The 25,252-nt window shown below is 65.4% G+C and carries 25 protein-coding genes; 21 read left to right on the forward strand and 4 right to left on the reverse strand.

The genetic code is table 11. The annotated features are described in order from the left end of the window. Positions 1-17: 17 nt before the first annotated feature. On the reverse strand, positions 18-341 hold the full coding sequence (locus ACVINW_RS10050) for a hypothetical protein (protein WP_456751149.1): 324 nt from the start codon (positions 339-341) through the stop codon (positions 18-20). A 348-nt stretch (positions 342-689) separates the two neighbouring features. Between ACVINW_RS10050 and ACVINW_RS10055 the strand changes: the two genes are divergently transcribed. Together ACVINW_RS10055 and ACVINW_RS10060 are read left to right on the forward strand one after the other, a co-directional pair. Beyond that, the gene (locus ACVINW_RS10055; RefSeq protein ID WP_456751150.1) at positions 690-1,883 is read left to right on the forward strand and encodes a serine hydrolase domain-containing protein; all 1,194 of its coding nucleotides are present in this window, start codon (positions 690-692) and stop codon (positions 1,881-1,883) included. 157 nt (positions 1,884-2,040) lie between these two features. Beyond that, complete coding sequence (locus ACVINW_RS10060; protein WP_456756357.1) at positions 2,041-3,744, forward strand: AMP-binding protein; 1,704 nt, start codon at positions 2,041-2,043, stop codon at positions 3,742-3,744. 197 nt (positions 3,745-3,941) lie between these two features. Here ACVINW_RS10060 and ACVINW_RS10065 read toward each other — a convergent pair whose 3' ends face one another. Then, positions 3,942-4,943: an adenosine kinase gene (locus ACVINW_RS10065; RefSeq protein WP_456751151.1), complete on the reverse strand. Its 1,002-nt coding sequence runs from the start codon at positions 4,941-4,943 to the stop codon at positions 3,942-3,944. A 239-nt stretch (positions 4,944-5,182) separates the two neighbouring features. Between ACVINW_RS10065 and murJ the strand changes: the two genes are divergently transcribed. From murJ to ACVINW_RS10135, 14 genes are all read left to right on the forward strand, one after another. Beyond that, positions 5,183-6,718 carry a murein biosynthesis integral membrane protein MurJ gene (gene murJ / locus ACVINW_RS10070; RefSeq protein WP_456751152.1) on the forward strand — a complete coding sequence of 512 codons (1,536 nt, stop codon included), beginning with the start codon at positions 5,183-5,185 and terminating at the stop codon, positions 6,716-6,718. Positions 6,719-6,803: 85 nt separating this feature from the next. Next, positions 6,804-7,856 (forward strand): tryptophan--tRNA ligase, encoded by a 1,053-nt coding sequence (gene trpS, locus ACVINW_RS10075; protein ID WP_456751153.1) that lies wholly within the window; start codon positions 6,804-6,806, stop codon positions 7,854-7,856. A 140-nt stretch (positions 7,857-7,996) separates the two neighbouring features. Further along, positions 7,997-8,491 (forward strand): universal stress protein, encoded by a 495-nt coding sequence (locus ACVINW_RS10080; RefSeq protein ID WP_456751154.1) that lies wholly within the window; start codon positions 7,997-7,999, stop codon positions 8,489-8,491. Between the two features lie 144 nt (positions 8,492-8,635). Beyond that, entirely contained in the window at positions 8,636-9,205 is a 570-nt protein-coding gene (locus ACVINW_RS10085) for a NifU family protein (RefSeq protein ID WP_456751155.1), read from the forward strand. Positions 9,206-9,291: 86 nt separating this feature from the next. Then, on the forward strand, positions 9,292-9,987 hold the full coding sequence (tsaB, locus tag ACVINW_RS10090) for a tRNA (adenosine(37)-N6)-threonylcarbamoyltransferase complex dimerization subunit type 1 TsaB (RefSeq protein WP_456751156.1): 696 nt from the start codon (positions 9,292-9,294) through the stop codon (positions 9,985-9,987). Next, positions 9,984-10,469 (forward strand): ribosomal protein S18-alanine N-acetyltransferase, encoded by a 486-nt coding sequence (gene rimI / locus ACVINW_RS10095; protein WP_456751157.1) that lies wholly within the window; start codon positions 9,984-9,986, stop codon positions 10,467-10,469. The genes tsaB and rimI overlap by 4 nt, the downstream gene beginning before the upstream one ends. Before the next feature lie 66 nt (positions 10,470-10,535). Then, entirely contained in the window at positions 10,536-10,988 is a 453-nt protein-coding gene (locus ACVINW_RS10100) for a Fur family transcriptional regulator (RefSeq protein ID WP_456751158.1), read from the forward strand. Between the two features lie 24 nt (positions 10,989-11,012). Next, on the forward strand, positions 11,013-11,693 hold the full coding sequence (locus ACVINW_RS10105) for an HAD family hydrolase (protein ID WP_456751159.1): 681 nt from the start codon (positions 11,013-11,015) through the stop codon (positions 11,691-11,693). Between the two features lie 202 nt (positions 11,694-11,895). Beyond that, positions 11,896-13,284 carry a tRNA (N6-isopentenyl adenosine(37)-C2)-methylthiotransferase MiaB gene (gene miaB / locus ACVINW_RS10110; RefSeq protein ID WP_456751160.1) on the forward strand — a complete coding sequence of 463 codons (1,389 nt, stop codon included), beginning with the start codon at positions 11,896-11,898 and terminating at the stop codon, positions 13,282-13,284. Between the two features lie 5 nt (positions 13,285-13,289). Beyond that, positions 13,290-14,360 (forward strand): PhoH family protein, encoded by a 1,071-nt coding sequence (locus ACVINW_RS10115; RefSeq protein ID WP_456751161.1) that lies wholly within the window; start codon positions 13,290-13,292, stop codon positions 14,358-14,360. 68 nt (positions 14,361-14,428) lie between these two features. Continuing rightward, positions 14,429-14,926: an rRNA maturation RNase YbeY gene (gene ybeY, locus ACVINW_RS10120; RefSeq protein ID WP_456751162.1), complete on the forward strand. Its 498-nt coding sequence runs from the start codon at positions 14,429-14,431 to the stop codon at positions 14,924-14,926. A 1-nt stretch (position 14,927) separates the two neighbouring features. Further along, positions 14,928-16,040, forward strand: coding sequence for a hemolysin family protein (locus ACVINW_RS10125; RefSeq protein ID WP_456751163.1), 1,113 nt, complete (start codon positions 14,928-14,930; stop codon positions 16,038-16,040). Then, complete coding sequence (gene lnt, locus ACVINW_RS10130; RefSeq protein ID WP_456751164.1) at positions 16,037-17,650, forward strand: apolipoprotein N-acyltransferase; 1,614 nt, start codon at positions 16,037-16,039, stop codon at positions 17,648-17,650. Before ACVINW_RS10125 ends, lnt begins: the two co-directional genes overlap by 4 nt. Positions 17,651-17,911: 261 nt before the next feature. After that, a complete protein-coding gene (locus tag ACVINW_RS10135) occupies positions 17,912-18,328 on the forward strand; it encodes a helix-turn-helix domain-containing protein (protein ID WP_456751165.1) in 417 nt (138 codons plus the stop codon). Positions 18,329-18,387: 59 nt separating this feature from the next. Here the strand turns inward: ACVINW_RS10135 and ACVINW_RS10140 are convergent, their stop codons facing one another. Beyond that, positions 18,388-18,552: a hypothetical protein gene (locus tag ACVINW_RS10140; protein ID WP_456751166.1), complete on the reverse strand. Its 165-nt coding sequence runs from the start codon at positions 18,550-18,552 to the stop codon at positions 18,388-18,390. Here ACVINW_RS10140 and ACVINW_RS10145 point away from each other — a divergent pair. Continuing rightward, positions 18,551-19,675 (forward strand): M20 family metallopeptidase, encoded by a 1,125-nt coding sequence (locus tag ACVINW_RS10145; RefSeq protein WP_456751167.1) that lies wholly within the window; start codon positions 18,551-18,553, stop codon positions 19,673-19,675. The genes ACVINW_RS10140 and ACVINW_RS10145 overlap by 2 nt on opposite strands. Continuing rightward, positions 19,672-20,412 carry a tRNA (guanosine(46)-N7)-methyltransferase TrmB gene (gene trmB / locus ACVINW_RS10150; RefSeq protein ID WP_456751168.1) on the forward strand — a complete coding sequence of 247 codons (741 nt, stop codon included), beginning with the start codon at positions 19,672-19,674 and terminating at the stop codon, positions 20,410-20,412. Before ACVINW_RS10145 ends, trmB begins: the two co-directional genes overlap by 4 nt. A gap of 266 nt (positions 20,413-20,678) precedes the next feature. On the opposite strand, the gene ACVINW_RS10155 is transcribed toward trmB, so the two are convergent. Continuing rightward, positions 20,679-21,749, reverse strand: coding sequence for a DUF2336 domain-containing protein (locus ACVINW_RS10155; protein WP_456751169.1), 1,071 nt, complete (start codon positions 21,747-21,749; stop codon positions 20,679-20,681). A gap of 345 nt (positions 21,750-22,094) precedes the next feature. Here ACVINW_RS10155 and rimP point away from each other — a divergent pair, with 345 nt between their 5' ends. From rimP to ACVINW_RS10170, 3 genes are read left to right on the forward strand one after another with little or no spacing between them, the layout of a single operon-like run. Continuing rightward, positions 22,095-22,883, forward strand: coding sequence for a ribosome maturation factor RimP (gene rimP, locus ACVINW_RS10160; protein WP_456751170.1), 789 nt, complete (start codon positions 22,095-22,097; stop codon positions 22,881-22,883). Positions 22,884-22,886: 3 nt separating this feature from the next. Beyond that, positions 22,887-24,503 carry a transcription termination factor NusA gene (nusA, locus tag ACVINW_RS10165; RefSeq protein WP_456751171.1) on the forward strand — a complete coding sequence of 539 codons (1,617 nt, stop codon included), beginning with the start codon at positions 22,887-22,889 and terminating at the stop codon, positions 24,501-24,503. 15 nt (positions 24,504-24,518) lie between these two features. Further along, positions 24,519-25,205, forward strand: coding sequence for an RNA-binding protein (locus tag ACVINW_RS10170; protein WP_456751172.1), 687 nt, complete (start codon positions 24,519-24,521; stop codon positions 25,203-25,205). The last annotated feature ends 47 nt before the right edge of the window (positions 25,206-25,252 follow it).

Genomic DNA, 25,252 nt, shown 5'->3' on the forward strand with positions numbered 1-25,252 from the left:
GAATGACATTGCTTTCGTCAGACCGCCCCGCCCGACATGTAGGTTTCACGACGGCCGATCATGCGTTCGGCCGCGGCCTTGGCATCCGCCTTGGTCGAGGTCGCGCAGGTCCGGTATTCGAGATCGGCCTGCGCCCTCGCATCGCGCCGGCCGAACCAGGACTTGGTGCCGGTCTGCAGCAGGGCCAGCGCCTGGGCGACATTGTCGACTGCCTCGAATGAGTGCAGCGCGCCGGTAGCCGCGTAGCGGACTTCGTAGAGGCCTGGGCTGATCGGCGCCTCGATGTTCTCGCCGCGGCCCGGCCGCGGATAGCGCTTCCATTCACTCCATGTCGAAATCATTGCTGCGTCCCCGTAAGGCGCGAAACGACGAATCTTTTCGTCAAATGCATCCCAATTCGCCGCACCTTTTGTGCAGCAATCTGAATGCGTTAGTGCAAATAAACAGGTACGGAAATCAACCTCCCGATCACGTTACCGTGGCCTCCGTCCGGGGTCATCCGGGCTTGTGCGGAGTCCACCGCAAAATCTGCATGCGTGGTGAACGCCTCCTCAGCATGGCCGTTCCTGTGCGGCCCGCCTTTCACGACATCGCGACATCACCGCATCGCGGCCGCCTTGCGGGAGCGGAAAAGCGGGAGGATGATCCCGCCACTTCAAAACAATAAACCCCACCGGAGGACGCCCCCAATGCAGAGCAAAGCTCAGATTGATCAGGTATTGCGGCAGAAGAGCGAGGCAAAGGAGATTCCCGGCGTGGTCGCCGTCGCGGCCACCGGCACGGATGTGATCTACGAAGGCGCGTTCGGCAAGCGCGATCTCGCCAAGAGCGATCCGATGACCGTCGACAGCGTGTTCTGGATCGCCTCGATGACCAAGGCGGTGACATCAGCGGGCGCGATGCAGCTGGTCGAGCAGGGCAAGCTGTCGCTCGACGAGCCGATCGGCAAGCTGTTGCCCGATCTCGCCGCGGTTAGGGTGCTCGACGGTTTCGATGCCAAGGGCGAGCCGCAGCTGCGCCCGGCGAAAAAGCCGATCACGCTGCGCCAGCTGATGACCCACACCGCCGGCTTCGCCTACGACATGTGGGACGTCAATCTCGGCAAATATCTGGAGAAGACCGGCACGCCGGGCATCATCACCTGCCTCAATGCCGCGTTGAAGACGCCGATCATGACCGACCCCGGCACGCGCTGGGAATACGGAACCAATATTGATTTCGTCGGCAAGGCCGTGGAGGCGGCATCCGGCAAGAAGCTCGATGCCTATCTGCGCGACAACATGTTCGCACCGCTCGGCATGAGCGACACCGGCTTCAAGATCTCCGACAACATGCGCAAGCGGCTGGTCGGCATGCATGCGCGCGGCGAGGACGGCACGCTGGCTGCGATCCCGTTCGAGCTCGAGCAGAACCCTGAATTCCACATGGGTGGCGGCGGCCTGTATTCGACCGCGGCCGACTACATCAAGTTCTGCCAGATGATCCTCAACAAGGGCAAAGGCAACGGCAACCAGGTGCTGAAGGCCGAGACCGTCGCGACGATGGGGCAGAACCACATCGGCGAGCTCACTGTCGGGAAGATGCCGACGGCGGCGCCGATGTACACCAATGACGTCGACCTCTATCCCGACATCGTCAAGAAGTGGGGACTGAGCTTCCTGATCAACACCGCCAAGACGCCGGAAGGCCGCAGCGCCGGCAGTCTGGCCTGGGCGGGCCTTGCCAACACCTATTACTGGATCGATCCGGCACGCGACGTCTGCGGCGTGATCCTGACCCAGCTGTTGCCGTTCGCCGACAAGCACAGCCTGGAAGCCTTCGCGGGCTTCGAGAAGGGCATCTATGCCGGACTCGACGCCGGCAGCGGACAGCGGGCGGCCTGAGGTTCCAATCAAGCACCGAGAAATCCCTCCCCTCGCGGGGAGGGATTTTTCGTACCCGCCATAGGTCGGGCCTGTCCCGTCGGCACCAAACGACTAAGATCGCGCAAAAAAGCGCGACGACACGAACACGACCACGAGGAGGACGATCTTGGCACCGATCTTGGCACCCACCCCCAAGGCAGACAGCTATGTCTGCGGTATTTCCGACACGCCGCTGCTCGGCGAAACCATCGGCCACAGCCTCGACCGCGCACGGGCGCGCTGGGGCGATCGCGAGGCGCTGGTGTCGCCGAGCCACAATGTGCGCTGGACCTGGAACGAGTTCGCCGAGCGTGTCGAGGCGGTCGCCGCAGGCTTCCTCGCACTCGGCCTGCAACGCGGCGAGCGGATCGGCATCTGGTCGCTGAACCGGCCGGAATGGACGCTGACGCAATTCGCCGCCGCGAAAGCCGGGCTGATCCTCGTCACCATCAATCCGGCCTATCGCTTGAGCGAGCTCGAATTCGCGCTGCGCAAGGTCGGCTGCGCCGCGATCGTGACCGCGACCGCGTTCAAGACCTCGGCCTATATGGAGATGATCAACACGCTGCTACCGGAGCTTGCGAGCGCCACACCCGGCCAGTTGCGATCGGCGCGGCTGCCGCAACTGCGCGCCGTGATCCAGATCGGCGGGCCGGCGGCACCGGGCACGATTCCGTTCGAGCAGGTCGCGCAGATGGGCGGGGACCGCCATCGCGAGCAGCTCGCGGCGCTCGGCGCCAGCCTGCAATTCGACGATCCGGTCAACATCCAATTCACCAGCGGCACCACCGGCTCGCCCAAGGGCGTGACGCTGACCCATCACAACATCCTCAACAACGGCTACTTCACCGGCCGCGCCATGCGTCTGACCGAGCAGGATCGCATCTGCATTCCGGTGCCGCTCTATCACTGCTTCGGCATGGTGATGGGCAACCTCGCGTCGGTCACGCTCGGCACCACCATGGTCTATCCCGGCGAAGGCTTCGATCCGCTGGCGACGCTGACGACGGTCGCGCAGGAGAAATGCACGACGCTGTACGGCGTGCCGACCATGTTCATCGCCGAGCTCGACCATCCGGAATTTTCCCGCTTCGACCTGTCGTCGCTGCGCACCGGCATCATGGCCGGCGCGCCCTGCCCGATCGAGGTGATGAAACGCGTCAACACCGAGATGAACATGGATGAGGTGACGATCGCCTACGGCATGACCGAGACCAGTCCGGTGAGCTTCCAGAGCGCGACCGACGATCCGCTGGAGCGCCGCGTCTCCACCGTCGGCCGCATCCATCCGCATGTCGAGGTCAAGGTCGTCGATCTCGACGGCCGTGTGGTGCCGCGCGGCGAACGCGGCGAGCTCTGCACCCGCGGCTACAGCATCATGCTCGGCTATTGGGACGAAAAGGAGAAGACGTCGGACGTGCTCGACGCCAATGGCTGGATGCACACCGGCGATCTCGCTGTGATCGACGACGAAGGCTATTGCAACATCGTCGGCCGCATCAAGGACATGGTGATCCGCGGCGGCGAGAATCTATATCCCCGGGAGATCGAGGAATTCCTCTACCGCCATCCGAAGATCCAGGACGTGCAGATCTTCGGCGTCGCCGACAGCCGCTATGGCGAAGAGCTGTGCGCCTGGGTCAGGGTCAGGCAGGGCGAGACGCTGACCGCGGACGAAGTGCGCGCCTTCTGCCAGGGCCAGATCGCCCACAACAAGATCCCGCGCTATGTCGAGTTCGTCGAGGAATTCCCGATGACGGTGACCGGCAAGATCCAGAAATTCGTGATGCGCGACGCGGTCGAGCAGCGGCTCGGATTGAAGGCGGCGAAGACGGCGTGATGCTCTTTCTTCTCCCTCGCCCCGCTCTCTTGTCCGCCGAAGCTCGCCTTCGGGCGAAGGCGGATGCGGGGAGCGGGTCGGGGTGAGGGGCTGCTTCCGCGAGTTGCGACGGGGGTGAGACCTGTACACCCTCACCCGGAATGGATCTCGCGATGCATTCCGACCTCTCCCCGCAAGCGGGGCGAGGTAAGAGGCGGCTAAACCAGCAGCCCCTGCTGCTTCGCCAGCTCCTTCAGCGACACCAGCGGCCGGGCGCCGATGTGCTGGATCACTTCGGCGGCGGCGAGCGCGCCGAGACGGCCGGCGTTTTCGTGGCCGATATTGCGCACCAGGCCGACCAGGAAGCCGGCGGCGAACAGATCGCCGGCACCGGTGGTGTCGACGAGCTTGTCGATCGGCAAGGCCGGTGCCGATGTGACGTCATTCCCCGAGATCACGACGCAGCCCTTCTCGCTGCGGGTGACGACGCCGAGCTTGGTGTCCTTGCCGAACTGCTTCAGCGCGGTGTCGAAGTCGGAGGTCTGGTACAGCGAGTGCAGCTCGGATTCGTTGGCGAACACGAGGTCGACGATGCCCTTGCGCATCAGATCGAGGAACTCGTCGCGGTAGCGATCGACGCAGAACGAATCCGACAGCGTCAGCGCGACCTGGCGGCCCGCGCCATGCGCGATCGTGGCCGCCTTCACGAAGGCGTCCTTGGCGTTCTTCGGATCCCAGAGATAGCCTTCGAGATAGATGATGCTGGCGGACGCGATCTGGGCGGGATCGATATCGTCCGGCGTCAGGTCCTGCGCGGCGCCGAGATAGGTGTTCATGGTCCGCTCGCCGTCCGGCGTCACCAGGATGTAGCAGCAGCCGGTGGCCGGGCCGGTCTTGGCCGGCGCGGTGTCGAAGCTGACGCCGGCGGCGCGGATGTCGTGGACGTAGAGCTTGCCGATCTGGTCGTCCTTGACCTTGCCGACATAGGCGGCGCGGGCGCCGAGATTGCCGACGCCGACGATGGTGTTCGCGGCCGAGCCGCCCGACACCTTGGTCGCCACGCCCATGTCGCTGTAGATCGCGCTGGCGCGCGCCTCGTCGATCAGCTGCATCGAGCCCTTGGTCATGCCGTGACGGCCGAGGAATCCCTCGTCGGTCTGCACCAACATGTCGAAGATCGCGTTGCCGATCCCGAGAACGTCATATTTTGCGTCAGCCATAGACCTGCCCTGTGTTAACGCCACCCAACAAGAGCCGCGACCTATCACGTTAGGCCTTGGGGCAGCAAGGGAAGCTCTACTTCCGCCATCCTGAGGAGCGCGGAACGCGCGTCTCGAAGGATGTACGGCCCGGATTGTGGCCGATTCACCCTTCGAGGGCTCGCTGCGTTCGCGCCTCAGGATGACGGGTTTAGTACAGTGCCGCTGGCGACAAGACCTGCGGCTGCTATACAGGCCCGATGTTCCGCTCCTTCCTCACCGTCTCCTCGGGAACGCTGGCCTCGCGACTCCTCGGCTTCGTGCGCGATTCCGTGATCGCGGCACTGCTCGGCGCGGGTCCGGTGGCCGATGCCTTTCTGGCGGCATTCCAGCTTGTGAATGTCGTGCGGCGGCTGTTGGCCGAAGGCGGGCTGAATGCGGCCCTGGTGCCGGCATGGCTCAGGGTTCGCGACGGCGATGGCGAAGCGGCGGCGCGCGCGTTTGCCGGCCGCGTGCTCGGCACCGTCAGCGCCGCCGTGATCGCGGCTGCGCTCGTGATCGGCTTCGCGATGCCGCTGGTGATCGCGGCGATCGCGCCGGGCTTTGTCGGCCGCGACACGCTGCAATTCGCGGCCGACGACGCAAGGCTGATGCTGCCCTATCTCGCCTTCGCCGGCCCGGTCACCGTGATGATGGCGCTGCTCAACGCGCAAGGACGCTTTGCGCTGACCGCGTTCTCTCCGCTGCTGTTCAACATCGCGCTGATCGCTGTGATGGCCGTGCTGCTGGCCCGGCAGCAGGATTCTGTGCAGGCCGCGCTTGTCATGGCCGCGACGATCGGCGTCGCCGGCTTCCTGCAACTGTCGATGCTGGCGCTGCGCGGCGCAAAGCTTGCTTCGCCGCTGCGCGTCTCGTTCGATCCCGAGATGCGCGGCTTTCTCGGCCGCGCGGTCCCCGGCATGGTCGCCAGCAGCGCGCCGCAATGGCTTGTCGTGGCGGGCGCTGTGATCGCGTCGACCTCGCCGTCAGCGGTGTCCTGGCTCTATTTCGCCAACCGCCTGCTCGAGCTGCCGCTCGGCATCGTCGGCGTCGCGATGGGCACGGTACTGATTCCGGAGATGACGCGCGCGGTGCGCAGCGGCGAGCACGCCGCGATCGCGCATGCGGAATCGCGCGGGCTCGAGCTCGCGGTCGGGCTGGCGCTGCCGGCCACGCTCGGCCTGATGGTGCTGAGCACGCCGATCGTGCGGATGCTGTTCGAGCATGGCGCGTTCACCGCGGAGGATACCGCGGCGACCGCGCAGGCGCTGATCTGGCTGACGCTGGCGCTGCCGGCCCATGTGCTGGTGAAGGCGCTGTCGCCGGCATTCTTTGCGCGCGAGGATACGCTGACGCCCTTATTCGCGACGCTGAAGGCCATCGTGGTCGCGATCGCGGCGGCCTTCCTGCTCGGCCATATCTTCGGCGCCAGCGGAATTGCCGCCGGCATTGCGCTCGGCGCCTGGAGCAACGCGCTGACGCTGATCCGCAAGGGCGCCGCGACCTTCGGCTTCTCGATCGATCCCGCGGCGCGCCGGCGGCTGCCGCGCATCCTGGCCGCGGCGCTCGCGATGGGCGCCCTGCTGTGGCTCGCAGAGGGCGCCCTGCCCACCGCAGCACACGGTTTGGTGCAGGCGGCCTCGCTGCTCGTGCTGATCGCGGCCGGCATCGCCGGTTACGGGCTCCTGTTGCAGCTTTTCGGCGTCACCGGGTGGCGCGAGGCGGTTAACGCCGTCAGGCAAAGACGCCCCGCCTGACTTGCGCACGCGCGCCTGACTTGCGCACGCGGAGCTTAAGTGGCAAACGAGCCCGCAAAAGCAGCCTATTTCCGGGAATTAGACCATGGCGTTCGTTGAACGGGTTTTCTCAGGCGTCCAGCCGACGGGCAATCTGCACCTCGGCAACTACCTCGGCGCCATCGTCAACTTCGTGAAGATGCAGCAGACCCATGACTGCATCTATTGCGTCGTCGACATGCACGCGATCACGCAAGGCGTCGATGTCTGGGGCGGCCCGGCCGAGCTCGCGCGGAACACCCGCGAGGTGACCGCGGCCTTCATCGCTGCCGGCATCGATCCAAAGAAGCATATCGTGTTCAACCAGAGCCAGGTTGCCGGCCATGCCGAGCTGACCTGGATATTCAACTGCGTGGCCCGCGTCGGCTGGCTCAGCCGGATGACCCAGTTCAAGGAGAAGGCGGGCAAGGACCGCGAGAACGCTTCCGTCGGTCTCTACGACTATCCGGTGCTGATGGCGGCCGACATCCTGTTGTACCGCGCCACCCACGTGCCGGTCGGCGAGGATCAGAAGCAGCATCTGGAGCTGTCCCGCGACATCGCGCAGAAGTTCAACAACGATTTCGGCGATTCGATCCGCAGCCACGGCTTCAATGAAGGCCTTTATTTCCCGCAGCCGGAGCCGTTCATCACGGGTCCGGCGACGCGGGTGATGAGCCTGCGTGACGGCACCAAGAAGATGTCGAAGTCCGACGCGTCGGACAATTCGCGCATCAACCTCACTGATGACGCCGAGACCATCGCGCAGAAGATCCGCAAGGCGAAGACCGATCCGGAACCGCTGCCGTCGGAGGAAAAGGGCCTGGAGACCCGCCCCGAAGCCGACAACCTGGTCGGCATCTACGCGGCGCTCGCCGAAATCTCCAAGCAGGAGGTGCTCAACCAGTTCGGCGGCGGGCAATTCTCCAGCTTCAAGAATGCGCTGGTCGAGCTTTGCGTCGCGAAGCTGGCGCCGATCGCCGGCGAAATGAAGCGGCTGGTGGCCGATCCCGGCCACGTCGATGCGATCCTGGCCGACGGCGCCAACCGTGCACGGATCATCGCCGACGAGACCATGCGGATGACCAAGGACATCGTCGGCTTCATCCGCCCGCGCTGACACCACCGGCAGACCTGCGCGCTCCCTCTCCCCAACGGCGAGGGAGTATGGCAGCATGGGTCTCGTTTGAGCATGATCTTTTCGGAAAGCCGCTGCGCACTTTTCCGGATCATGCTTGTTGGTTCAGCACCGGGACATGCATGACCACCCAGCGACGCAGCTACGAGCAAGGTCACAAGCCGAAATGCCTCGTCATCGTTGACGACACCGCGGAGTGGGACCGCGCGGTCTACTATGCCAGCCGGTGGGCGATCCGGGTCGGCGGTGGCGTCTTGATGTTGCGGGTGATCGAAACCGAGGACCAGAACCAGCAATGGCTGGGGGTCGCAGACATCATGCGCGCGGAGGCCGAGGAGGCCGCCAACGAGGCGCTCGACCGCGCCGCCGGCCGCGCCAACGGGATCGCCGCCATCACCCCGGAGCGGGTGATTCGGGAGGGCGACCCGACCGAGCAGATCCTCGACGTGATCGACAAGGACGTCGACATCGCCATGCTGGTGCTGGCCGCCAATCCGGGGGCCGAGGGGCCCGGGCCGATCATCACCACCATGGCCAAGACCATGGGCGCGTTCCCGATCCCGGTGACCATTGTGCCGGGCGGCCTGACCGACGCCGAGATCGACGCCCTGTCGTAAGCCTTATCGGCCCCGAAACCGGCGCCAGAGCATGGGTGCGGCCGTGGAACCGCGGTTTTGCAGCTTGATCGCGGGCTTTTTAGTTGCCATTTGAAGGGGGAACCCAACGCGCCGGCCTTGAACCGGCGACGCCGGAGACAGCAAATGTTCATTCAGACCGAAGCCACGCCCAATCCCGCCACCCTGAAATTCATTCCGGGCCGCCTGGTGCTCGACACCGGCACCATGGAATTCTCCTCGGCCGAATCCGCCGCCCGCTCGCCGCTCGCCGAACGGCTGTTCGCCGTGTCCGGCGTCACCGGCGTGTTCTACGGCGCCGACTTCATCACCGTGACCAAGGCGGACGGCGACTGGCAGCATCTCAAGCCCGCGATCCTCGGCGCGATCATGGAGCACTATATGTCCGGCGCGCCGCTGCTCGCCGACGGCACCGTCGGCAGCGATGATGCACGCGACGAGGGCGACGAATTCTTCGACGAGGCCGACGCCGAAACCGTCGAGCAGATCAAGGACCTGATCGAGACCCGCGTGCGTCCGGCGGTCGCCAATGACGGCGGCGACATCACCTTCCGCGGCTTCAAGGACGGCATCGTCTATCTCAACATGAAGGGCTCCTGCGCCGGCTGCCCGTCATCGACCGCCACCCTGCAACACGGCATCCAGAACCTGCTCCGGCACTTCGTGCCCGACGTGCAGGAAGTCCGGCCGATGTAATGGAGGCGAATGGTGGGTAGCGAATGGCGAATGGGGATCCACCCTGATAGTCCATTCGCTATTCGCCACTCGCCATTCGCCCTCCCATGATGATTCTCGCCATCGACACCGCGCTCGACGCCTGCTCCGCGGCGGTGCTCGACACCACCTCCGGCAATACGATCGCGAGCGAATCGCAGCCGATGCCGCGCGGCCATGCCGAAGCGCTGATGCCGCTGATTGCGCGGGTGATGAAAGAGAGCGGCATCGGTTTTGCCGGGCTCGACCGCATCGCGGTCACGACCGGTCCCGGTAGCTTCACCGGCCTGCGCGTCGGCCTCTCTGCGGCGCGCGGCATTGCGCTCGCGGCCGCGAAGCCGATCGTCGGGCTATCGACGCTCGCCGCCTACGCCGCGCCCGTGGTCGCCAAGAATGGCGAGCATGCCATCCTGTCGGCGATCGATGCGCGGCATGACCACGTCTATTTCCAGTTGGTCGGCGGCGACGGCGGCCTGATGCTCAAGCCGAAGGTGGCGCCGATCGCGGAAGCGCTCGAAGCCGCGCAATTCGGCGCGCTGCATCTGGTCGGCAACGCCGCCAACATTCTCGCCGAGCGCTGGCCTGCGGATGCGGCTCCCCCGGTGAAGGTCGACAGGCAACCCGCGCCCGACATTACCTGGGTCGCCTGGGTCGGCGCCGCCGTCGATCCCGAGACCGCGCCGCCGCGGCCGTTCTATCTGCGCGCGCCCGACGCCAAGCCGCCGAAGGATCGCCTCGTCATCAGCGCGCCGCCATCGACATGATCGGCGTTCTGTCGCGATGGTGGGGCGGCGGTCCGCCCGCGGTTGAGCCCGCATCGTTGCGTGACGCGGCGCGGCTCGCGCAACTGCACGGCGCGTCGTTTCATCGCGGCTGGGGCGAAGGCGAATTCGAGGCGATGCTGACCGAGCGCAACACGCTGGTGCACCGGCTGCGGCAGGGCCGCAAGGTGATCGGCTTTGCGGTGTCGCGGATGGCCGCCGACGAAGCCGAAATCCTCTCGATTGCGATCGATTCCAATCAGCGCGGGCGCGGCCTGTCGCGCGACCTGCTGCTGACCCATCTCGGCCATCTTGCCGGCCGCGGCATCCGCACCATCTTCCTCGAAGTGGAAGAGAACAATGCGCCGGCGCGACGGCTCTACGAAAGGGCCGGATTCGGCGTGATCGGCCGCCGTGAACGCTATTACAAGCAGCCGGGCGGGGAACATTTGAACGCGCTTCTGATGCGGCGCGACTTGTCGTAACATCGGCGCGATGGCAGAACAGCGCCCTGCTCTGCCCCTCAAGGCTTGGACCCAAGGCTTGGACCAATGACGACGGTGAAAATCACGCCTGCGCAAAAGAATACCGGCATCGAGGCGCGCTGCGCCGCGACCGGTATGCGCATGACCGAACAGCGCCGCGTGATCGCGCGGGTGCTGGCGGAGGCCATGGATCATCCCGACGTCGAGGAGCTGTACCGCCGCTGCGTCGCGGTCGACGACAAGATCTCGATCTCGACGGTGTATCGCACGGTCAAGCTGTTCGAGGATGCAGGGATCATCGAGCGCCACGACTTCCGCGAGGGCCGCGCCCGCTACGAGCAGATGCCCGAGAGCCATCACGACCATCTGATCAACCTGCGCGACGGCAAGGTGATCGAATTCACCTCCGAGGAAATCGAGAAGCTGCAAGCCGAGATCGCACGCAAGCTCGGCTACAAGCTGGTCGATCACCGGCTCGAGCTGTATTGCGTGCCGCTCGACGACGACAGCAAGCCGTAGGCGCGTGCTGCCCATCATCGCACCATGAGCTTCGATCTCGTCATCTTCGATTGCGACGGCGTGCTTGTCGACAGCGAGGTGATCTCCTGTCGCGCCCATGCGGACACGCTGACGCGGCACGGTTTTCCGATCACACCCGACGGCGTGCTGAAGCGCTTCCTCGGCGTGTCCGACCGCGAGGCGCGGCGGCTCGTGGAGAGCGAGATCGGCCGCGCGCTGCCCGAGACGTTCGAGGCCGAGGTCAAGCACGCGACACTGAGTTTATATAAAGACGATCTCAATGCGATCGCGCATGTCGGCGACGCGATCGCCGCGCTGACCTTGCCGAAATGCGTGGCCTCCAGCGGCACGCCGGAAAAGATCCATCACGGCCTGACCTGCGCCGGGCTATACGACCAGCTGGCGCCGCATATTTTCTCAGCCACCCAGGTCAAGCGCGGCAAGCCGGCGCCCGATCTCTTCCTGTTCGCCGCCGAACAGATGGGCGCGAGCCCTTCGCGCTGCGTCGTGATCGAGGACAGCGTGGCCGGCGTCACCGGCGCCTGCGCCGCCGAAATGACCGTGCTCGGTTTTTACGGCGGCAGCCATTGCACGGCGGAACACGAGGCCATGCTGCGCCAGGCCGGCGCGACCGTGACCTTCGCCGATATGCGTCAATTGCCCGATTTGATCGCCCGGATTGGTGCCACGGCGCTCGCTGGCTGAGCCTCACCCCCGTCATTCCGGGGCGATGCGAAGCATCGAACCCTCAGGTGCGCAATTGCGCACCGAGAATCTCGAGATTCCGGGTCTGGTCCTTCGGACCATCCTGGAATGACACCCAACAAGCTGGATTTTCGCCGGTTTAGGCTATATTTGAGCCCCGGCGCCCGGATGGCGCCGTTTCCATTTTCGCGCTCAGGGTTCCATGACGACGCCGCGCAAGCTGCACATCAAGTCCTATGGCTGCCAGATGAATGTCTACGATGCGCAACGCATGGTCGACACGCTGGCCGGCGAGGGCTTTGTCGAGACCGCGAGCGCCGAAGACGCCGACCTCGTGATCCTCAACACCTGTCACATCCGCGAGAAGGCATCGGAGAAGGTCTATTCCGAACTCGGCCGACTCCGCGTTGCCAAGGAGGAGGCGGCGCGGGCGGGCCGCGAGATGAAGATCGCGGTCGCCGGCTGCGTCGCGCAGGCCGAAGGCGCCGAGATCATCCAGCGGGCGCCGACCGTCGACATCGTGGTCGGGCCGCAGAGCTATCATCATCTCCCGGAGCTGTTGAAGCGCGCCAGGGAAAACGGCCGCGCGCTCGAAACCGAGTTTCCGATCGAGGACAAGTTCGGCTTCCTGCCGCAGCCGAAGCCCGATGCGATCCGTGCCCGCGGCATCTCCGCCTTCGTCACGGTGCAGGAAGGTTGCGACAAGTTCTGCACCTTCTGCGTGGTGCCCTATACACGCGGCGCCGAAGTCTCGCGTCCGGTCGGCAAGATCATCGACGATGTGAAGCAGCTCGCCGACAACGGCGTGCGCGAGTTCACGCTGATCGGACAGAACGTCAACGCCTATCACGGCGAAGGCCCCGACGGCCGCATCTGGTCGCTCGGCAAATTGTTGCAGCGGCTTGCCGCAATTCCCGGCGTCATCCGGCTGCGTTATTCCACCAGCCATCCGCGCGATGTGAATGACGATTTGATCGCGGCGCACCGCGACCTGCCCGGACTGATGCCGTTCGTGCACCTGCCGGTGCAGTCGGGGTCGGACCGGATCCTTGCCGCCATGAACCGCAAGCATACCGCCGATGACTACCGGCGCGTCATCGACCGGTTCCGGGCTGCACGGCAAGACATTGCTTTTTCATCAGATTTTATCGTGGGCTTCCCCGGAGAGAGCGCGGAAGAATTTTCCGCCACTCTCGCGCTTGTCACGCAAATCGGGTACGCTGCGGCATATTCATTCAAGTATTCGCCACGGCCGGGCACGCCGGCGGCGGAGATGCGGGAGACGGTGTCAGCAGCCGAGATGGACGAGCGCTTGGGGCGGCTTCAGGAATTGATCGACAGCCAGCAATCGGCCTTCAACCGGGCTGCGATTGGCACAACGGTCGATGTGCTGTTCGAGCGCGCGGCGCGCAATCCGGGCCAGATCGTCGGCCGCACCGCCTATCTGCAGCCCGCCCATGTGATGGCCTCGCCTGACATTATCGGCCAGGTCCGCTCGGTGCGGGTCGACAGCCTCGAGCGCTACAGCCTGATCGGCGAGCTTGCGACGCCGGCAGCACCTGGCCTCATTTCGCAGACCATTGGAGCCTGAAATCCTTGCCAAAAAGCGCATCGGATTCGTCTTCGCTCGCTCCCAGCCGCAAACCTGACCGCGACATGCAAATGCCACCTGAGACCCGCCCCCCTGAAACTCAGGTCGTTATCGATTTCGACGACAACCGTGCCGCATCCGCTCTGGTCGGCCCCTACGGACAGAATCTCGCGCTGATCGAGCGCCGGCTTGGCGTCGTGGTCGATTCCCGCGGCAATCATCTCACCATCGCAGGCTCCCGCGACGGCTGCGACGCGGCGCGGCGCGTGCTCGAGACGCTCTATGCGCAGGCCATCGAGGGACACGACCTCGATCAGGGCGAAGTCGAGGGCGCGATCCGCGCCGTGATCGCGCAGGGCTCGCTGTTCGAGTTCGACAACAAGACCGCGAAGCCGACGTTTGAAACGATCAATCTGCGCAAGCGTCCGGTGCGCGCCCGCACCGCGGCGCAGGATTCCTACATCCGCGCGCTGAAGCGGCACGAGCTGGTGTTCGGCATCGGCCCGGCCGGTACCGGCAAGACCTGGCTCGCGGTCGCCCATGCCGCGCAGCTGTTCGAGCGCAAGGAGGTCGATCGCATCATCCTGACGCGGCCCGCGGTCGAGGCCGGCGAGCGGCTCGGCTTCCTGCCCGGCGACCTCAAGGAGAAGGTCGATCCGTATCTGCGCCCGATCTATGATGCCCTGTACGATCTGATGGATGCCCGCGTCGTCGAGCGCGCGCTGCAGGGCAACGAGATCGAGATCGCGCCGCTCGCCTTCATGCGCGGCCGCACCTTGACCAACGCCGCCATCATCCTTGACGAGGCGCAGAACACCACGACGATGCAGATGAAGATGTTCCTGACGCGTCTCGGCGAGAACAGCCGGATGATCGTCACCGGCGACCCGTCGCAGGTCGACCTGCCGCATGGCCAGGCCTCGGGGCTCACGGAAGCCGTGAAGCTGCTCGACGGCGTCGAGGGCATCGCGCAGGTGCATTTCAAGGCCGAGGACGTCATCCGCCACGAATTGGTGGCACGCATCGTGGCCGCCTATGAGGGATTGCCGCAAAAGCCGGCAAACGCCAGATCTTGAGCCCAATAGCTTCGGCCGCGAGCCCGCACGACGCGGATTCCGGCCATAACGCAGATTTTGAAACCAACGTGTCTGCTTTTCCTGCAACCGAGGTTCTCGTCACCGCCGAATGCTGGCAGGCCGAGCCCCATGCCGACGCGGTGATTCACCGCGCCATCGAGGCTGCCGCCGAGATCGCTGATGCCGATGTCGCCGGCGCCGAGCTTGCGGTGATGCTGACCGACGATGCCGGCATCCGCACCCTGAACGCCAACTGGCGCAGCATCGACAAGCCGACCAACGTGCTGTCGTTCCCGGCCTTGCAGCCGGAGGGGTCCGGCGGCCCCGACGACGCCCCGCGCATGCTCGGCGATATCGCGATCGCCTATCAGACGACGCGGCGGGAGGCCGATGAAGAACAGAAACCGTTCGACCATCATTTGAGCCATCTCGCGGTGCATGGCTTCCTGCACCTGATCGGTTACGACCACGAGAACGACGACGATGCCGAGGACATGGAGGCGCTCGAGCGCGAGATCCTGTCCTCCCTTGGCATTCCCGACCCCTATGCGGATCGGACCGCCTGACATGCCGGACTCCGAACCGACCCACGACAATCCGCGCAACGTGAGCAACCTGCCCGCGGTGGTGCATGAGGGCGAGCTGCAGCGCCCGGCGGCCGAGGGCTGGCTGGTTCGCGCGATCCGTACCCTGTTCGGCTGGAAGGCCGGCTCGGTGCGCGACGATCTGCAGGTGGTGCTCGACGCCTCGACGCCCGACGACGTCGGCTTCTCGGCGATCGAGCGCACCATGCTGCGCAACATCCTGTCGCTGAACGAGCGGCGGATCGCCGACGTCATGGTGCATCGCGCCGACATCGTCGCGGTCAAGCGCGACATCCCGCTCGGCGAATTGATGAGCCTGTTCGAGAGCGCGGCGCATTCGCGGCTGGTCGTCTACAACGAAACCCTCGACGACCCCGAGGGCATGGTGCACATCCGCGACCTGCTCGCCTTCATGACCGCGAAGGCGCGCGTCACCGAAGCGACCAAGACCAAGCGCAAGAAGCCTTTTCCCGCGGGCCTCGATCTGCGCAGCGTCGATCTCGCGCTGCCGCTGGCGGACGCCAACATCATCCGCAAGCTGCTCTACATCCCGCCATCGATGCGCGCGATCGACCTGCTGGCGCAGATGCAGGCCTCGCGCATCCATCTCGCGCTGGTGGTCGACGAATATGGCGGCACCGACGGGCTGGTCTCGATCGAGGACATTGTCGAGCAGATCGTCGGCGAGATCGACGACGAGCACGATTCCGACGAGCCGCCGTCGATCGTCCGTCAGCCCGACAACTCCTTCATCGCCGACGCGCGCGCCAGCCTCGACGATGTCCGTTCGGTGATCGGCGAGGATTTCGTGACCGGCGAGGCCGGCGAGGAGGTCGAGACGCTGGGCGGCTATCTGGTATCGTTCGTCGGCCGCCTGCCGGTGCGCGGCGAGGTGATCTCGGGGCCCGGCAATTACGAGGTCGAGGTGCTCGACGCCGATCCGCGGCGGGTCAAGCGCGTCCGCATCACGACGCGCAAGGAGCGGCCGGCGCCGCGCAAGGAACGCGAGCGGCGCCGCGAGCAGGCCCCCGACTCCGGAAACCCGCAGGCGAATGACAACATGCCGCCGCCCGGCGAGGGAGCCGGACCGCAGTGAGGCTCTCCGACCGGCTCCGATCGATCGGCCTTGCCGTCATCCTGACCTGGGGATGGAAGCGCGCCGTGCTCGCGCTCGCGGCCGGTGCGCTGTCCTCGCTGGCGATGGCGCCGTTCAACGCCTGGCCGGTGCTGTTCCTGACCTTTTCCATCGCGGTCTGGCTGATCGACGGCAGCGCCGCCGGCCGCTGGCGCGGACTGCCCGCCGCGGCGCTGTGCGGCTTCTGGTTCGGCCTCGGTTATTTCGTGCCGGGACTGTACTGGATCGGCTACGCCTTCTTCGTCGACGCCGACACGTTCGCCTGGCTGACGCCGTTCGCGGTGCTCGGCCTGCCGGCCTATCTCGCGCTGTTCACCGCGTTCGGCTTCGCACTGGCGCGGCTGATCTGGCCGCGCGACGCCTCGCGCGTGCTGGCGCTGGCGGTCAGCCTGACGATTTCGGAATGGCTGCGCGGCCATCTCTTGAGCGGCTTCCCGTGGAATGCGTTCGGCTATGCGCTGACCGAACCGCTGGCGCTGGCACAGACCGCGTCGCTGATCGGACTGTGGGGAATGACGTTCCTGACCGTCGCGATCTTCGCAAGCCCGGCCGTGCTGATCGACGGCGCCTCGCGCGGCCGCAAGCCATGGCGTGCGCCGGCCGCCGCGGCGCTGGTTCTCGTCGCGATGCTGGGGTTCGGCACAGTCCGGCTGGCGCGAGAGCCGACCACCATGGTCGACGGCGTCAAGCTCCGCATCATGCAGCCCGATCTGCAGCAGGATGCCAAGTTCAACTACTCCGCCAAGGCGGCGGTGATGCAGAAATATCTCACATTGTCGGATCGTGCGTCCGGGCCGCACGCCACCGGCGTGAGCGATTCCACCATCCTGATCTGGCCGGAATCCGCGTTTCCGTTCTTCCTGACCAAGGAAGCCGACGCGATGGCGCAGATCGCCGACCTCTTGCCGAAGGGAACCGTGCTGATCACCGGCTCGGTGCGCGCGCCCGATCTGCCGCCCAATGTCCGCATCACACGAGCATATAATTCCATCTATGTCATCGACCACGACGGCAGTGTGCTAGCGGTCCACGACAAGCTTCACCTTGTCCCCTTTGGAGAATATCTGCCGTTCCAGGACTGGATGGAGAAGATTGGCTTCGTGCAGCTCACCAAGGTGCAGGGCGGCTACATTCCCGGGACGATCCGCCGGACGCTCGACATTCCCAATGCGCCGCGCGCACTGCCCTTGATCTGCTACGAGGCGATCTTCCCCGGCAATGTCGTGAGCCGCGACGATCGTCCCGGCTGGATCGTCAACGTCACCAATGACGGCTGGTTCGGGATCTCGACCGGCCCCTATCAGCATCTGCAACAGGCCCGGATGCGCTCGATCGAGGAAGGCCTGCCGCTGGTGCGCGCCGCAAATACAGGCATCTCGGCCATCGTCGACCCGCTCGGCCGGATCGTCGCGCAACTCGGGCTCGGCATCGAAGGCGTGCTCGACGCCGGCCTGCCGGCGGCCATCGCGCCGACGATCTATGCGCGTGTCGGCAACGTCCCCGCCGCTGTAATTGTGTTGGTTGCCCTCGCAATCGTATTGCGAAGGCGTTTTGTCAGGCGAAAAGCCTGATCGCTGCATATCGCCGGTTGTCGCGAACCCGAAAAAACGTCGAAATTTACCTCTGCGCGATTCCACTAGTTGACAGATCGACCGTGCACTTCGCATTGTACGGGTCCACGCGAAATCACAAGCCAAGTCAGCCCCTTTGCGCAAATTGTCCGCATTTTGTCCCGATCCTCCCTGCAGGATTTGACGGCACCGGCGCCTGAGGCATACTCCCCTTCCAACTTGCCTCATCCACGGGCGCGCAATCCCCTAGGAGAGTTGGAGATGTCCACCAAAGCGCCCAATCCTGTTGACAAATATGTCGGCAGCCGCGTCCGCATGCGACGCATCATGCTCGGCATGAGCCAGGAAAAACTGGGCGAGGCGTTAGGCCTGACGTTCCAGCAGGTGCAGAAATACGAGAAGGGGACCAACCGTGTCGGCGCCAGCCGGCTGCAGCAGATCTCCGAGATCCTGCAAGTGCCGGTCTCCTTCCTGTTCGACGGCGGCCCGAGCGGCGTCAAGACCGCCGACGGCTTCGGCGAGGGCTCCTCGCCGACCTACGTCTCGGATTTTCTGGCGACCGCCGAAGGCCTGGCCCTGACTCGCGCCTTCACGCGGATCGCGGACGCCAAGCTCCGCCGCAGCATCGTCGAACTGGTCGAACAGATCGCGGCACGCGAGGCCTCCGAACAGATCTGATTCAGCCCCATATCCGTTTGAGCGATCGTCAAATCTGGAATATGTCATTCCAGCGCGGGCTAATTTGCGATCAGGCAGATTAGGGCTTCTTCGCGCTTAGCTCCTTGTTTGAGCATGATCTTTTCGGAAAGCCGCTTTAACGCGTTTCCGGATCCGGTTTCGGCGCGTGCGCTGAATGACAAAGCGAATTCACAGGCCAAATTCACAGGCGACGACAACAGCATGTCCAGCAATCCGTTTGAAACCGCCGACATCCTCGACGGCATCCGCCGCTGGGTCGAGATCGAGTCTCCGACCGAGCGGCCGGATCAGGTCAACAAACTGGCCGATCTCGTCGCAGCTGGATATCGCGAGCTGCCGGCCACGGTCGAGCGCGTTGCCGGACGCGACGGCTGCGGCGATCATCTGGTCGCGCGCTCATCCTGGGGGCAGGACACGCCGGGCATTCTGGTGTTGAGCCATCTCGACACAGTCCATCCGATGGGATTCATCGAACGGTTACCATTCAAGATCGAAGGCGACAGCGCGTTCGGTCCGGGCATCTACGACATGAAGGGCGGCGCCTACCTCGCCTATCATGCGTTCCGGCAGATCTGCGCCGAAGATGCGCGCCCGCCGCTCGGCATCACCCAGCTCTACGTCTCGGACGAGGAGATCGGCAGCCCGACCTCGCGGGCGCTGATCGAAGCCGAGGGCCACAAGGCCAAATACGTGCTGGTGACCGAGCCCGCGCGCGACGGCGGCAAGATCGTCACCGGGCGCAAGGGCGTGGCGCGCTTCGACGTCAACATCAAGGGCGCGCCGGCACATGCCGGCACGCGCCCCGAAGACGGCCGCAGCGCGATACGGGAACTCGGCCATGTGATCTTGGCGCTGGAGGCGATGAACGACCTCAAGCGCGGCATCACCGTCAATGTCGGCGTGGTCCGCGGCGGCACCAAGCCGAATGTGATCGCCGAAGAGGCCTATGCGGAAGTCGATCTGCGCGTGCCGACCATGGCCGACGCCGACGAGCTGGTGCCGAAGATCCTCGGGATCACCTCACGCACCGAGGGCGTCACCGTGAAAGTGACGGGCGAACTGAACCGTCCGCCCTATGAGAAAAGCAATGCCGGCGCCGCACTTTACGAACACGCCAAGGGGCTTGCCGCCGAACTCGGCTTCGAGCTGATCGACGTCTTCACCGGCGGCGGTTCCGACGGCAATTTCACCGCGCCGCACACCGCGACTCTCGACGGCCTCGGGGTCGACGGCAAAGGTGCGCACACCCATTATGAGCAGCTCTACGTCTCGTCGATCGCGCCGCGCGCGCGGCTGCTGCACCGACTCTATCAGACGCTGCGATGACCCCGGCTCCGAACGACACCGACGATCGCGAGTCCCCTGATGACGGCGCGGCGGCTCATTCGCGCGGCTCGTTCTTCGGGCGGCGCAAGGGCCACAAGCTGCGCCCGCACCAGGCCGACCTGATCGACACGCTGCTGCCGCATCTGTCGGTCGACATCTCGATGCCGGCGCCGGAGACGCTGACCGAATTATTCGATGACGGCATCGATGCTGTCCGGCTCGAGATCGGCTTCGGCGGCGGCGAGCATTTGATCGCGGAGGCACAGGCATTTCCGGCGACCGGCTTCATCGGCTGCGAGCCCTATGTCAACGGGATGGCGAAGATCCTGACCCAGATCGAGGCGCACAATCTCGGCAACATCCGCCTGTTCGCGGGTGACGCGGCCGAGCTCTTGGCCTGGGCGCCAGCACGTTCGCTTGCGCGCATCGACCTGATCCATCCCGACCCGTGGCCGAAGCGGCGGCACTGGAAGCGGCGCTTCGTACAGGATGCGACGGTCGCTGCGATGACACGATTGCTGCCGCCGGGCGGCGAATTCCGCTTCGTCAGCGACATCGACGATTACTGCGCCTGGACGCTCGCGCATCTGATGCGCGCGCCCGACTTCACCTGGCTCGCCGAGCGCGCGATCGACTGGCTTGAGCCGTGGCCGCACTACACCATGACGCGCTACGGCGCCAAGGCCGAGCGCGAAGGACGCAAGGCGGCGTATTTGAGATTCAAGCGCTTGCCTTGATGCCGTCATTCCCGGGCGTGCGAAGCACGAGGGCGGAATCCATTGGGCCACATTGTTCGAGGATAAATGGATTCCGGACTCTCGCTACGCGAGCCGCGCTCACGCTGTAGCCGCACAATCCGTGAATTGTGATCCGTCATGCTGAGGAGGCCGCAAAGCGGCCGTCTCGAAGCACGACGGCCCCGCTGCAACAGCACGGCCGTGCTTCCTTCGAGACGCGCCTGCGGTGCTCCTCAGGATGACGGGTTTAAATGCTGGCGATTGAACTACCGCGACTTCCAGAACTCCACGACGCGCTGCGCGGTTGATGGCATCAGGCGCGTGAAATTCACCCGCGCGCCTTCGATATCGGCCGGCGACGGCACGCGGTTCGGCCCGAGCCGCATCAGGATCAGGGCACGCACGGTCGGCCATTCGAAGCCGATCGTCTTGCTGGCGATCAGGATCGGATCGTAGCGGTCGCCGGAGATCAGGCGATCGAGCGTGACGATCTTCACACTGGTCATCGCGGCGATGGCCGCGACGCATTCCTCGTATTTGAAGGCCTTCGCGAAGCCTGCCACCGCCGCCTCGTTCAATGCGCCGGCGCGATGCAGCGCCAGGATCGTGCGCTGCGCAGCCGCGAAATCGCGGCCCTCGACCTGCGCGACGCCGCCCTCGATCTCGCTCAGCGCCAGCTTGATTTCGGCCTGTCGTTCCGGCTTGGCGACGATATGCAGGCGGCGGCGGATCACGTCGATCGAGCCGGCCAGCAGGCCTTTCAGATGCTCGGGCGGCAGGTCGTCACGGCGGCCGATCCGCAGGGTCAGCACGCCGTCCTGGCTGGCGCGGCGCACCATGGTCGCAAAGGAGACGTCGGAGAACGCAGCGCCGGCATTGCCTGCCGCGCATCGGATCACATCGCGGTCGCCGCGACGGACCAGCACGTCGGTCAGCGCGCTCGAAAGCTTCGACCGCTCGGCCATCGCAAGCAGATGGCCCTGACCCTTGGCATTGGCGATCTCGACCAGCACCTTGTCGTCGATCACCGGCGAGCGGCGCAGCACCGGCCCTGCGACTGCGACCTCGTCCTCGCGGGCGAGTTGCCCGACCAGACGCCGCGGCGCATTGGCGAGCGGTGCGAGCCGTTCGGCAAGATCGATCCGCGCCGCAAGCTCGGCATGCGGCACCAGGCTGGTCAGCACCCCATCGAACAGGTCGATATGATCGGGACGGAAGCTTTGGGCGCCCTGCAGGAACAGCTCGCCGAGCCGCCGCGCGGCATCGGCACGGCGCTTGGGGTCGCCGCGACGGACGATGTCGTCGAGTTCCGGGATCAGCGCAGGGGCTGTCGTCATGGGCCTTGTCCAACCGGCGACTTCTGCCGATTTTCGGCAATCTATGACCCCGTTCGTAAACGGAGGGTTAGATCGAATCGAGCCCCGGGAAGCCGCAAAATCGCGTTCCGCGGAGCCGGGAGGCCTTGCCGGAGCCCGGCAAAAGAGCTATATCCGGCGCAACTTATGGTATCTCATACGATCGCGTAGGAGAGTGGGCCCCCCGGGACCCGCTCTTTTTTATTACCTGACGGGACCCAGCGAGGCCGGGTCCGGTTTGGGTAGCGTTAGCGGCCCCTTAAGGCCACCTGAACAACACAACAGACCTCAGCAGCCTTTAAACCTAGACAGCCTTTGACACTGGATATGACCGATCCGACCGCCACTCCCGTGGACACCGAACTGCTCGCCGAGCCGCGCCTCGTCGTCGAGCCCGGGGTCGCGGCGCGCGTCGCTGCGGTCGCCGTCCCGGTGTTGCAGGGCATGGGCTATCGCCTGGTGCGCATCAAGGTCTCGGGCGACGCCGGCTGCACCGTGCAGATCATGGCGGAACGGCCGGACGGCTCGATGCAGCTCGAGGATTGCGAGGCGATCTCGCGCGCGCTGTCGCCGGTGCTCGACGTCGCCGATCCGATCGAGCGCGCCTACCGGCTGGAAATCTCGTCGCCCGGCATCGACCGCCCGCTGGTGCGCCGCTCCGACTTCGAGCGCTACACCGGCCATCTCGTGAAGATCGAGATGGCGGTGCCGCATCAGGGCCGCAAGCGGTTCCGTGGCCTGCTCGCCGGCGTCGAAGACAACGCAGTGCGTATCAGGCGTGACGATCCGCGTCCCACCGAGGACGCCGAGGTCTTGCTGGTGATGGAAGACATCTCGGACGCGCGGCTGGTGCTGACCGACGAGCTGATCGCGGAATCGATGCGCCGCGGCAAGGCCGCAGAGCGCGAGCTGCGCCGCGAGCTCGGGCTGGCGCCGCCGCAACCGGCCCACGCCAGGAACAGCGATCCTGCGAAGAGCCAAAAGCCGAAACCCAGGTCCGATCACAAGTCCGATCACAAGCCCGGCAAGAAGCCGGCACCGACCAACACCAAAAAGCACCGCCTGGCCGCCGAGCGCGCGCGCCGTGGCGAGATCGATCCATTCGAAGGAGACTAAGCCATGGCAGTCAGCGCCAACAAACTCGAACTGCTGCAGATCGCAGACGCAGTTGCGCGCGAAAAGTCGATCGACCGCTCCATCGTGATCGCGGCGATGGAAGACGCCATCGCCAAGGCGGCGCGTGCCCGCTACGGCAGCGAGACCGACGTCCATGCCGAGATCGACGCCAAGAAGGGCGAGCTGCGGCTGACCCGCCACATGCTGGTGGTCGATGTCGTCGAGAACTCGTCGAACCAGATTTCACTGCACGATGCGCAGCGCGCCAATCCCGGCGCCCAGGTCGGCGACACCATCGCCGACACGCTGCCGCCGCTGGAATACGGCCGCATCGCCGCGCAGTCCGCCAAGCAGGTGATCGTGCAGAAGGTGCGCGAGGCCGAGCGCGACCGGCAGTACCAGGAATTCAAGGACCGCATCGGCGACATCGTCAACGGCATCGTCAAGCGCGTCGAATATGGCAGCGTGATCGTCGATCTCGGCCGCGGCGAGGCGATCGTGCGCCGCGACGAGATGCTGCCGCGCGAAGTGTTCCGCAACGGCGACCGCGTCCGCGCCTATATCTTCGACGTCCGCCGCGAGACCCGCGGTCCGCAGATCTTCCTGTCGCGCACCCATCCGCAGTTCATGGCGAAGCTGTTCGCGCAGGAAGTGCCTGAAATCTACGACGGCATCGTCGAGATCAAGGCGGTCGCCCGCGATCCCGGCTCGCGCGCCAAGATCGGCGTGATCTCGCGCGATTCCTCGGTCGATCCGGTCGGCGCCTGCGTCGGCATGCGCGGCTCGCGCGTGCAGGCCGTGGTCAACGAGCTGCAGGGCGAGAAGATCGACATCATTCCGTGGTCGCCCGACATCGCGACCTTCGTCGTCAACGCGCTGGCGCCGGCCGAAGTCGCCAAGGTCGTGATCGACGAAGAGCGCGAGCGCATCGAGGTCGTGGTTCCCGACACCAACAACCAGCTGTCGCTGGCGATCGGCCGCCGCGGGCAGAATGTCCGCCTTGCTTCGCAGCTGACCGGCTGGGACATCGACATCCTGACCGAGCAGGAGGAATCGGAGCGCCGCCAGGCCGACTTCGAGAACTCGACCCGCGTGTTCATGGAAGCGCTTAATGTCGACGAAGTGGTCGGCCAGCTGCTCGCCTCCGAAGGCTTCACCTCGGTCGAGGAACTCGCGCTGGTCGACGTCAAGGAACTCGCCGGCATCGAGGGTTTCGACGAGGAGACCGCCAACGAGCTGCAAACCCGCGCCCGCGAGTACCTGGAACAGCTCGAGGCCGAACTGGAAGCCAAGCGCAAGGAACTCGGCGTCGAGGACGCCATGAAGGACGTGCCCGGCATCACCGGCAAGATGCTGGTCAAGCTCGGCGAGAACGACGTGAAGACCGTCGAAGACCTCGCCGGCTGCGCCACCGACGATCTGGTCGGCTGGACCGAGCGCAAGGAAGGCGGCGAGCCGACCAAGCATGCCGGGTTCCTCGACGGCATCGAGATCTCGCGCGACGAGGCCGAAGCGATGATCATGCAGGCCCGCCTGAAGGCCGGCTGGATCACCGAGGCCGACCTCGCCAAGCCGGCCGAAGAGGTCGACGCCGCCGAAGCTGAAACAGCGGCCTCGTAAGGAGATGGCCTACGGATGCTCGCTCAGGCTGACCCCGATCTCGACGATGGGCCGCGGACACCGAAGTCCACGACCACGCGGATGTGCGCGGTCAGCCGCGAGGTGCGCCCGCTCGACGAGCTGATCCGGTTCGTCGTCTCGCCCACGGGCGAGGTGATCCCCGACCTCAAGCGCAAGCTGCCCGGCCGCGGATTATGGCTTTCCGCGTCGCGGCGCAGCGTTGCGGAAGCGGTCCGCCGTCACCAATTTAGCAAGGGATTCAAGCGCGATGTCCGCGTCGCGCCGACCCTTCCCGCCGACACCGAGACCCTCCTGGTGCGCAGCGTCACCGAGGCCCTGGCGATGGCCGCCAAGGCCGGTCAGGTCGTTGCGGGCTTCGGCAAGGTCGAGGACGCACTCAACCGGAACGAAACTGCAGCCCTGATCCACGCTTCGGACGGCGCCGCGGACGGAATCCGCAAATTGGACGCGATCCTCAGGCAAAGGGGCGGAAAACGTGGTGAATCGGCGGTAATCGCCGTCGTCAATGTTTTGACGTCGGACGAATTGGATTTGGCACTTGGGCGGTCAAATGTGATACATGCTGCGCTGCTCGCGGGCCCGGCGAGCAAGACGTTCCTGTCGCGCTGCCAGATGCTGGTCCGATACCGGATGGCCGACGACGACAAGACCGCCGAAGCGGCCAGAAATTCCAGAGCCTGATCCAGGAAGGCGGACGCCGTCTTTCCGACCGGATCATGCTCAGCAGA

The organism is Bradyrhizobium sp. USDA 4461 (assembly GCF_054055655.1).

What these genes read in the sequence shown, in the direction of transcription:
- ACVINW_RS10050 (WP_456751149.1), bottom strand. Translation starts at nt 341, where the DNA reads ATGATTTCGACATGGAGTGAATGGAAGCGCTATCCGCGGCCGGGCCGC.
- ACVINW_RS10055 (WP_456751150.1), top strand. Translation starts at nt 690, where the DNA reads ATGCAGAGCAAAGCTCAGATTGATCAGGTATTGCGGCAGAAGAGCGAG.
- ACVINW_RS10065 (WP_456751151.1), bottom strand. Translation starts at nt 4,943, where the DNA reads ATGGCTGACGCAAAATATGACGTTCTCGGGATCGGCAACGCGATCTTC.
- murJ (WP_456751152.1), top strand. Translation starts at nt 5,183, where the DNA reads ATGTTCCGCTCCTTCCTCACCGTCTCCTCGGGAACGCTGGCCTCGCGA.
- trpS (WP_456751153.1), top strand. Translation starts at nt 6,804, where the DNA reads ATGGCGTTCGTTGAACGGGTTTTCTCAGGCGTCCAGCCGACGGGCAAT.
- ACVINW_RS10080 (WP_456751154.1), top strand. Translation starts at nt 7,997, where the DNA reads ATGACCACCCAGCGACGCAGCTACGAGCAAGGTCACAAGCCGAAATGC.
- ACVINW_RS10085 (WP_456751155.1), top strand. Translation starts at nt 8,636, where the DNA reads ATGTTCATTCAGACCGAAGCCACGCCCAATCCCGCCACCCTGAAATTC.
- tsaB (WP_456751156.1), top strand. Translation starts at nt 9,292, where the DNA reads ATGATGATTCTCGCCATCGACACCGCGCTCGACGCCTGCTCCGCGGCG.
- rimI (WP_456751157.1), top strand. Translation starts at nt 9,984, where the DNA reads ATGATCGGCGTTCTGTCGCGATGGTGGGGCGGCGGTCCGCCCGCGGTT.
- ACVINW_RS10100 (WP_456751158.1), top strand. Translation starts at nt 10,536, where the DNA reads ATGACGACGGTGAAAATCACGCCTGCGCAAAAGAATACCGGCATCGAG.
- ACVINW_RS10105 (WP_456751159.1), top strand. Translation starts at nt 11,013, where the DNA reads ATGAGCTTCGATCTCGTCATCTTCGATTGCGACGGCGTGCTTGTCGAC.
- miaB (WP_456751160.1), top strand. Translation starts at nt 11,896, where the DNA reads ATGACGACGCCGCGCAAGCTGCACATCAAGTCCTATGGCTGCCAGATG.
- ACVINW_RS10125 (WP_456751163.1), top strand. Translation starts at nt 14,928, where the DNA reads ATGCCGGACTCCGAACCGACCCACGACAATCCGCGCAACGTGAGCAAC.
- ACVINW_RS10135 (WP_456751165.1), top strand. Translation starts at nt 17,912, where the DNA reads ATGTCCACCAAAGCGCCCAATCCTGTTGACAAATATGTCGGCAGCCGC.
- ACVINW_RS10145 (WP_456751167.1), top strand. Translation starts at nt 18,551, where the DNA reads ATGTCCAGCAATCCGTTTGAAACCGCCGACATCCTCGACGGCATCCGC.
- ACVINW_RS10140 (WP_456751166.1), bottom strand. Translation starts at nt 18,552, where the DNA reads ATGCTGTTGTCGTCGCCTGTGAATTTGGCCTGTGAATTCGCTTTGTCA.
- trmB (WP_456751168.1), top strand. Translation starts at nt 19,672, where the DNA reads ATGACCCCGGCTCCGAACGACACCGACGATCGCGAGTCCCCTGATGAC.
- ACVINW_RS10155 (WP_456751169.1), bottom strand. Translation starts at nt 21,749, where the DNA reads ATGACGACAGCCCCTGCGCTGATCCCGGAACTCGACGACATCGTCCGT.
- rimP (WP_456751170.1), top strand. Translation starts at nt 22,095, where the DNA reads ATGACCGATCCGACCGCCACTCCCGTGGACACCGAACTGCTCGCCGAG.
- nusA (WP_456751171.1), top strand. Translation starts at nt 22,887, where the DNA reads ATGGCAGTCAGCGCCAACAAACTCGAACTGCTGCAGATCGCAGACGCA.
- ACVINW_RS10170 (WP_456751172.1), top strand. Translation starts at nt 24,519, where the DNA reads ATGCTCGCTCAGGCTGACCCCGATCTCGACGATGGGCCGCGGACACCG.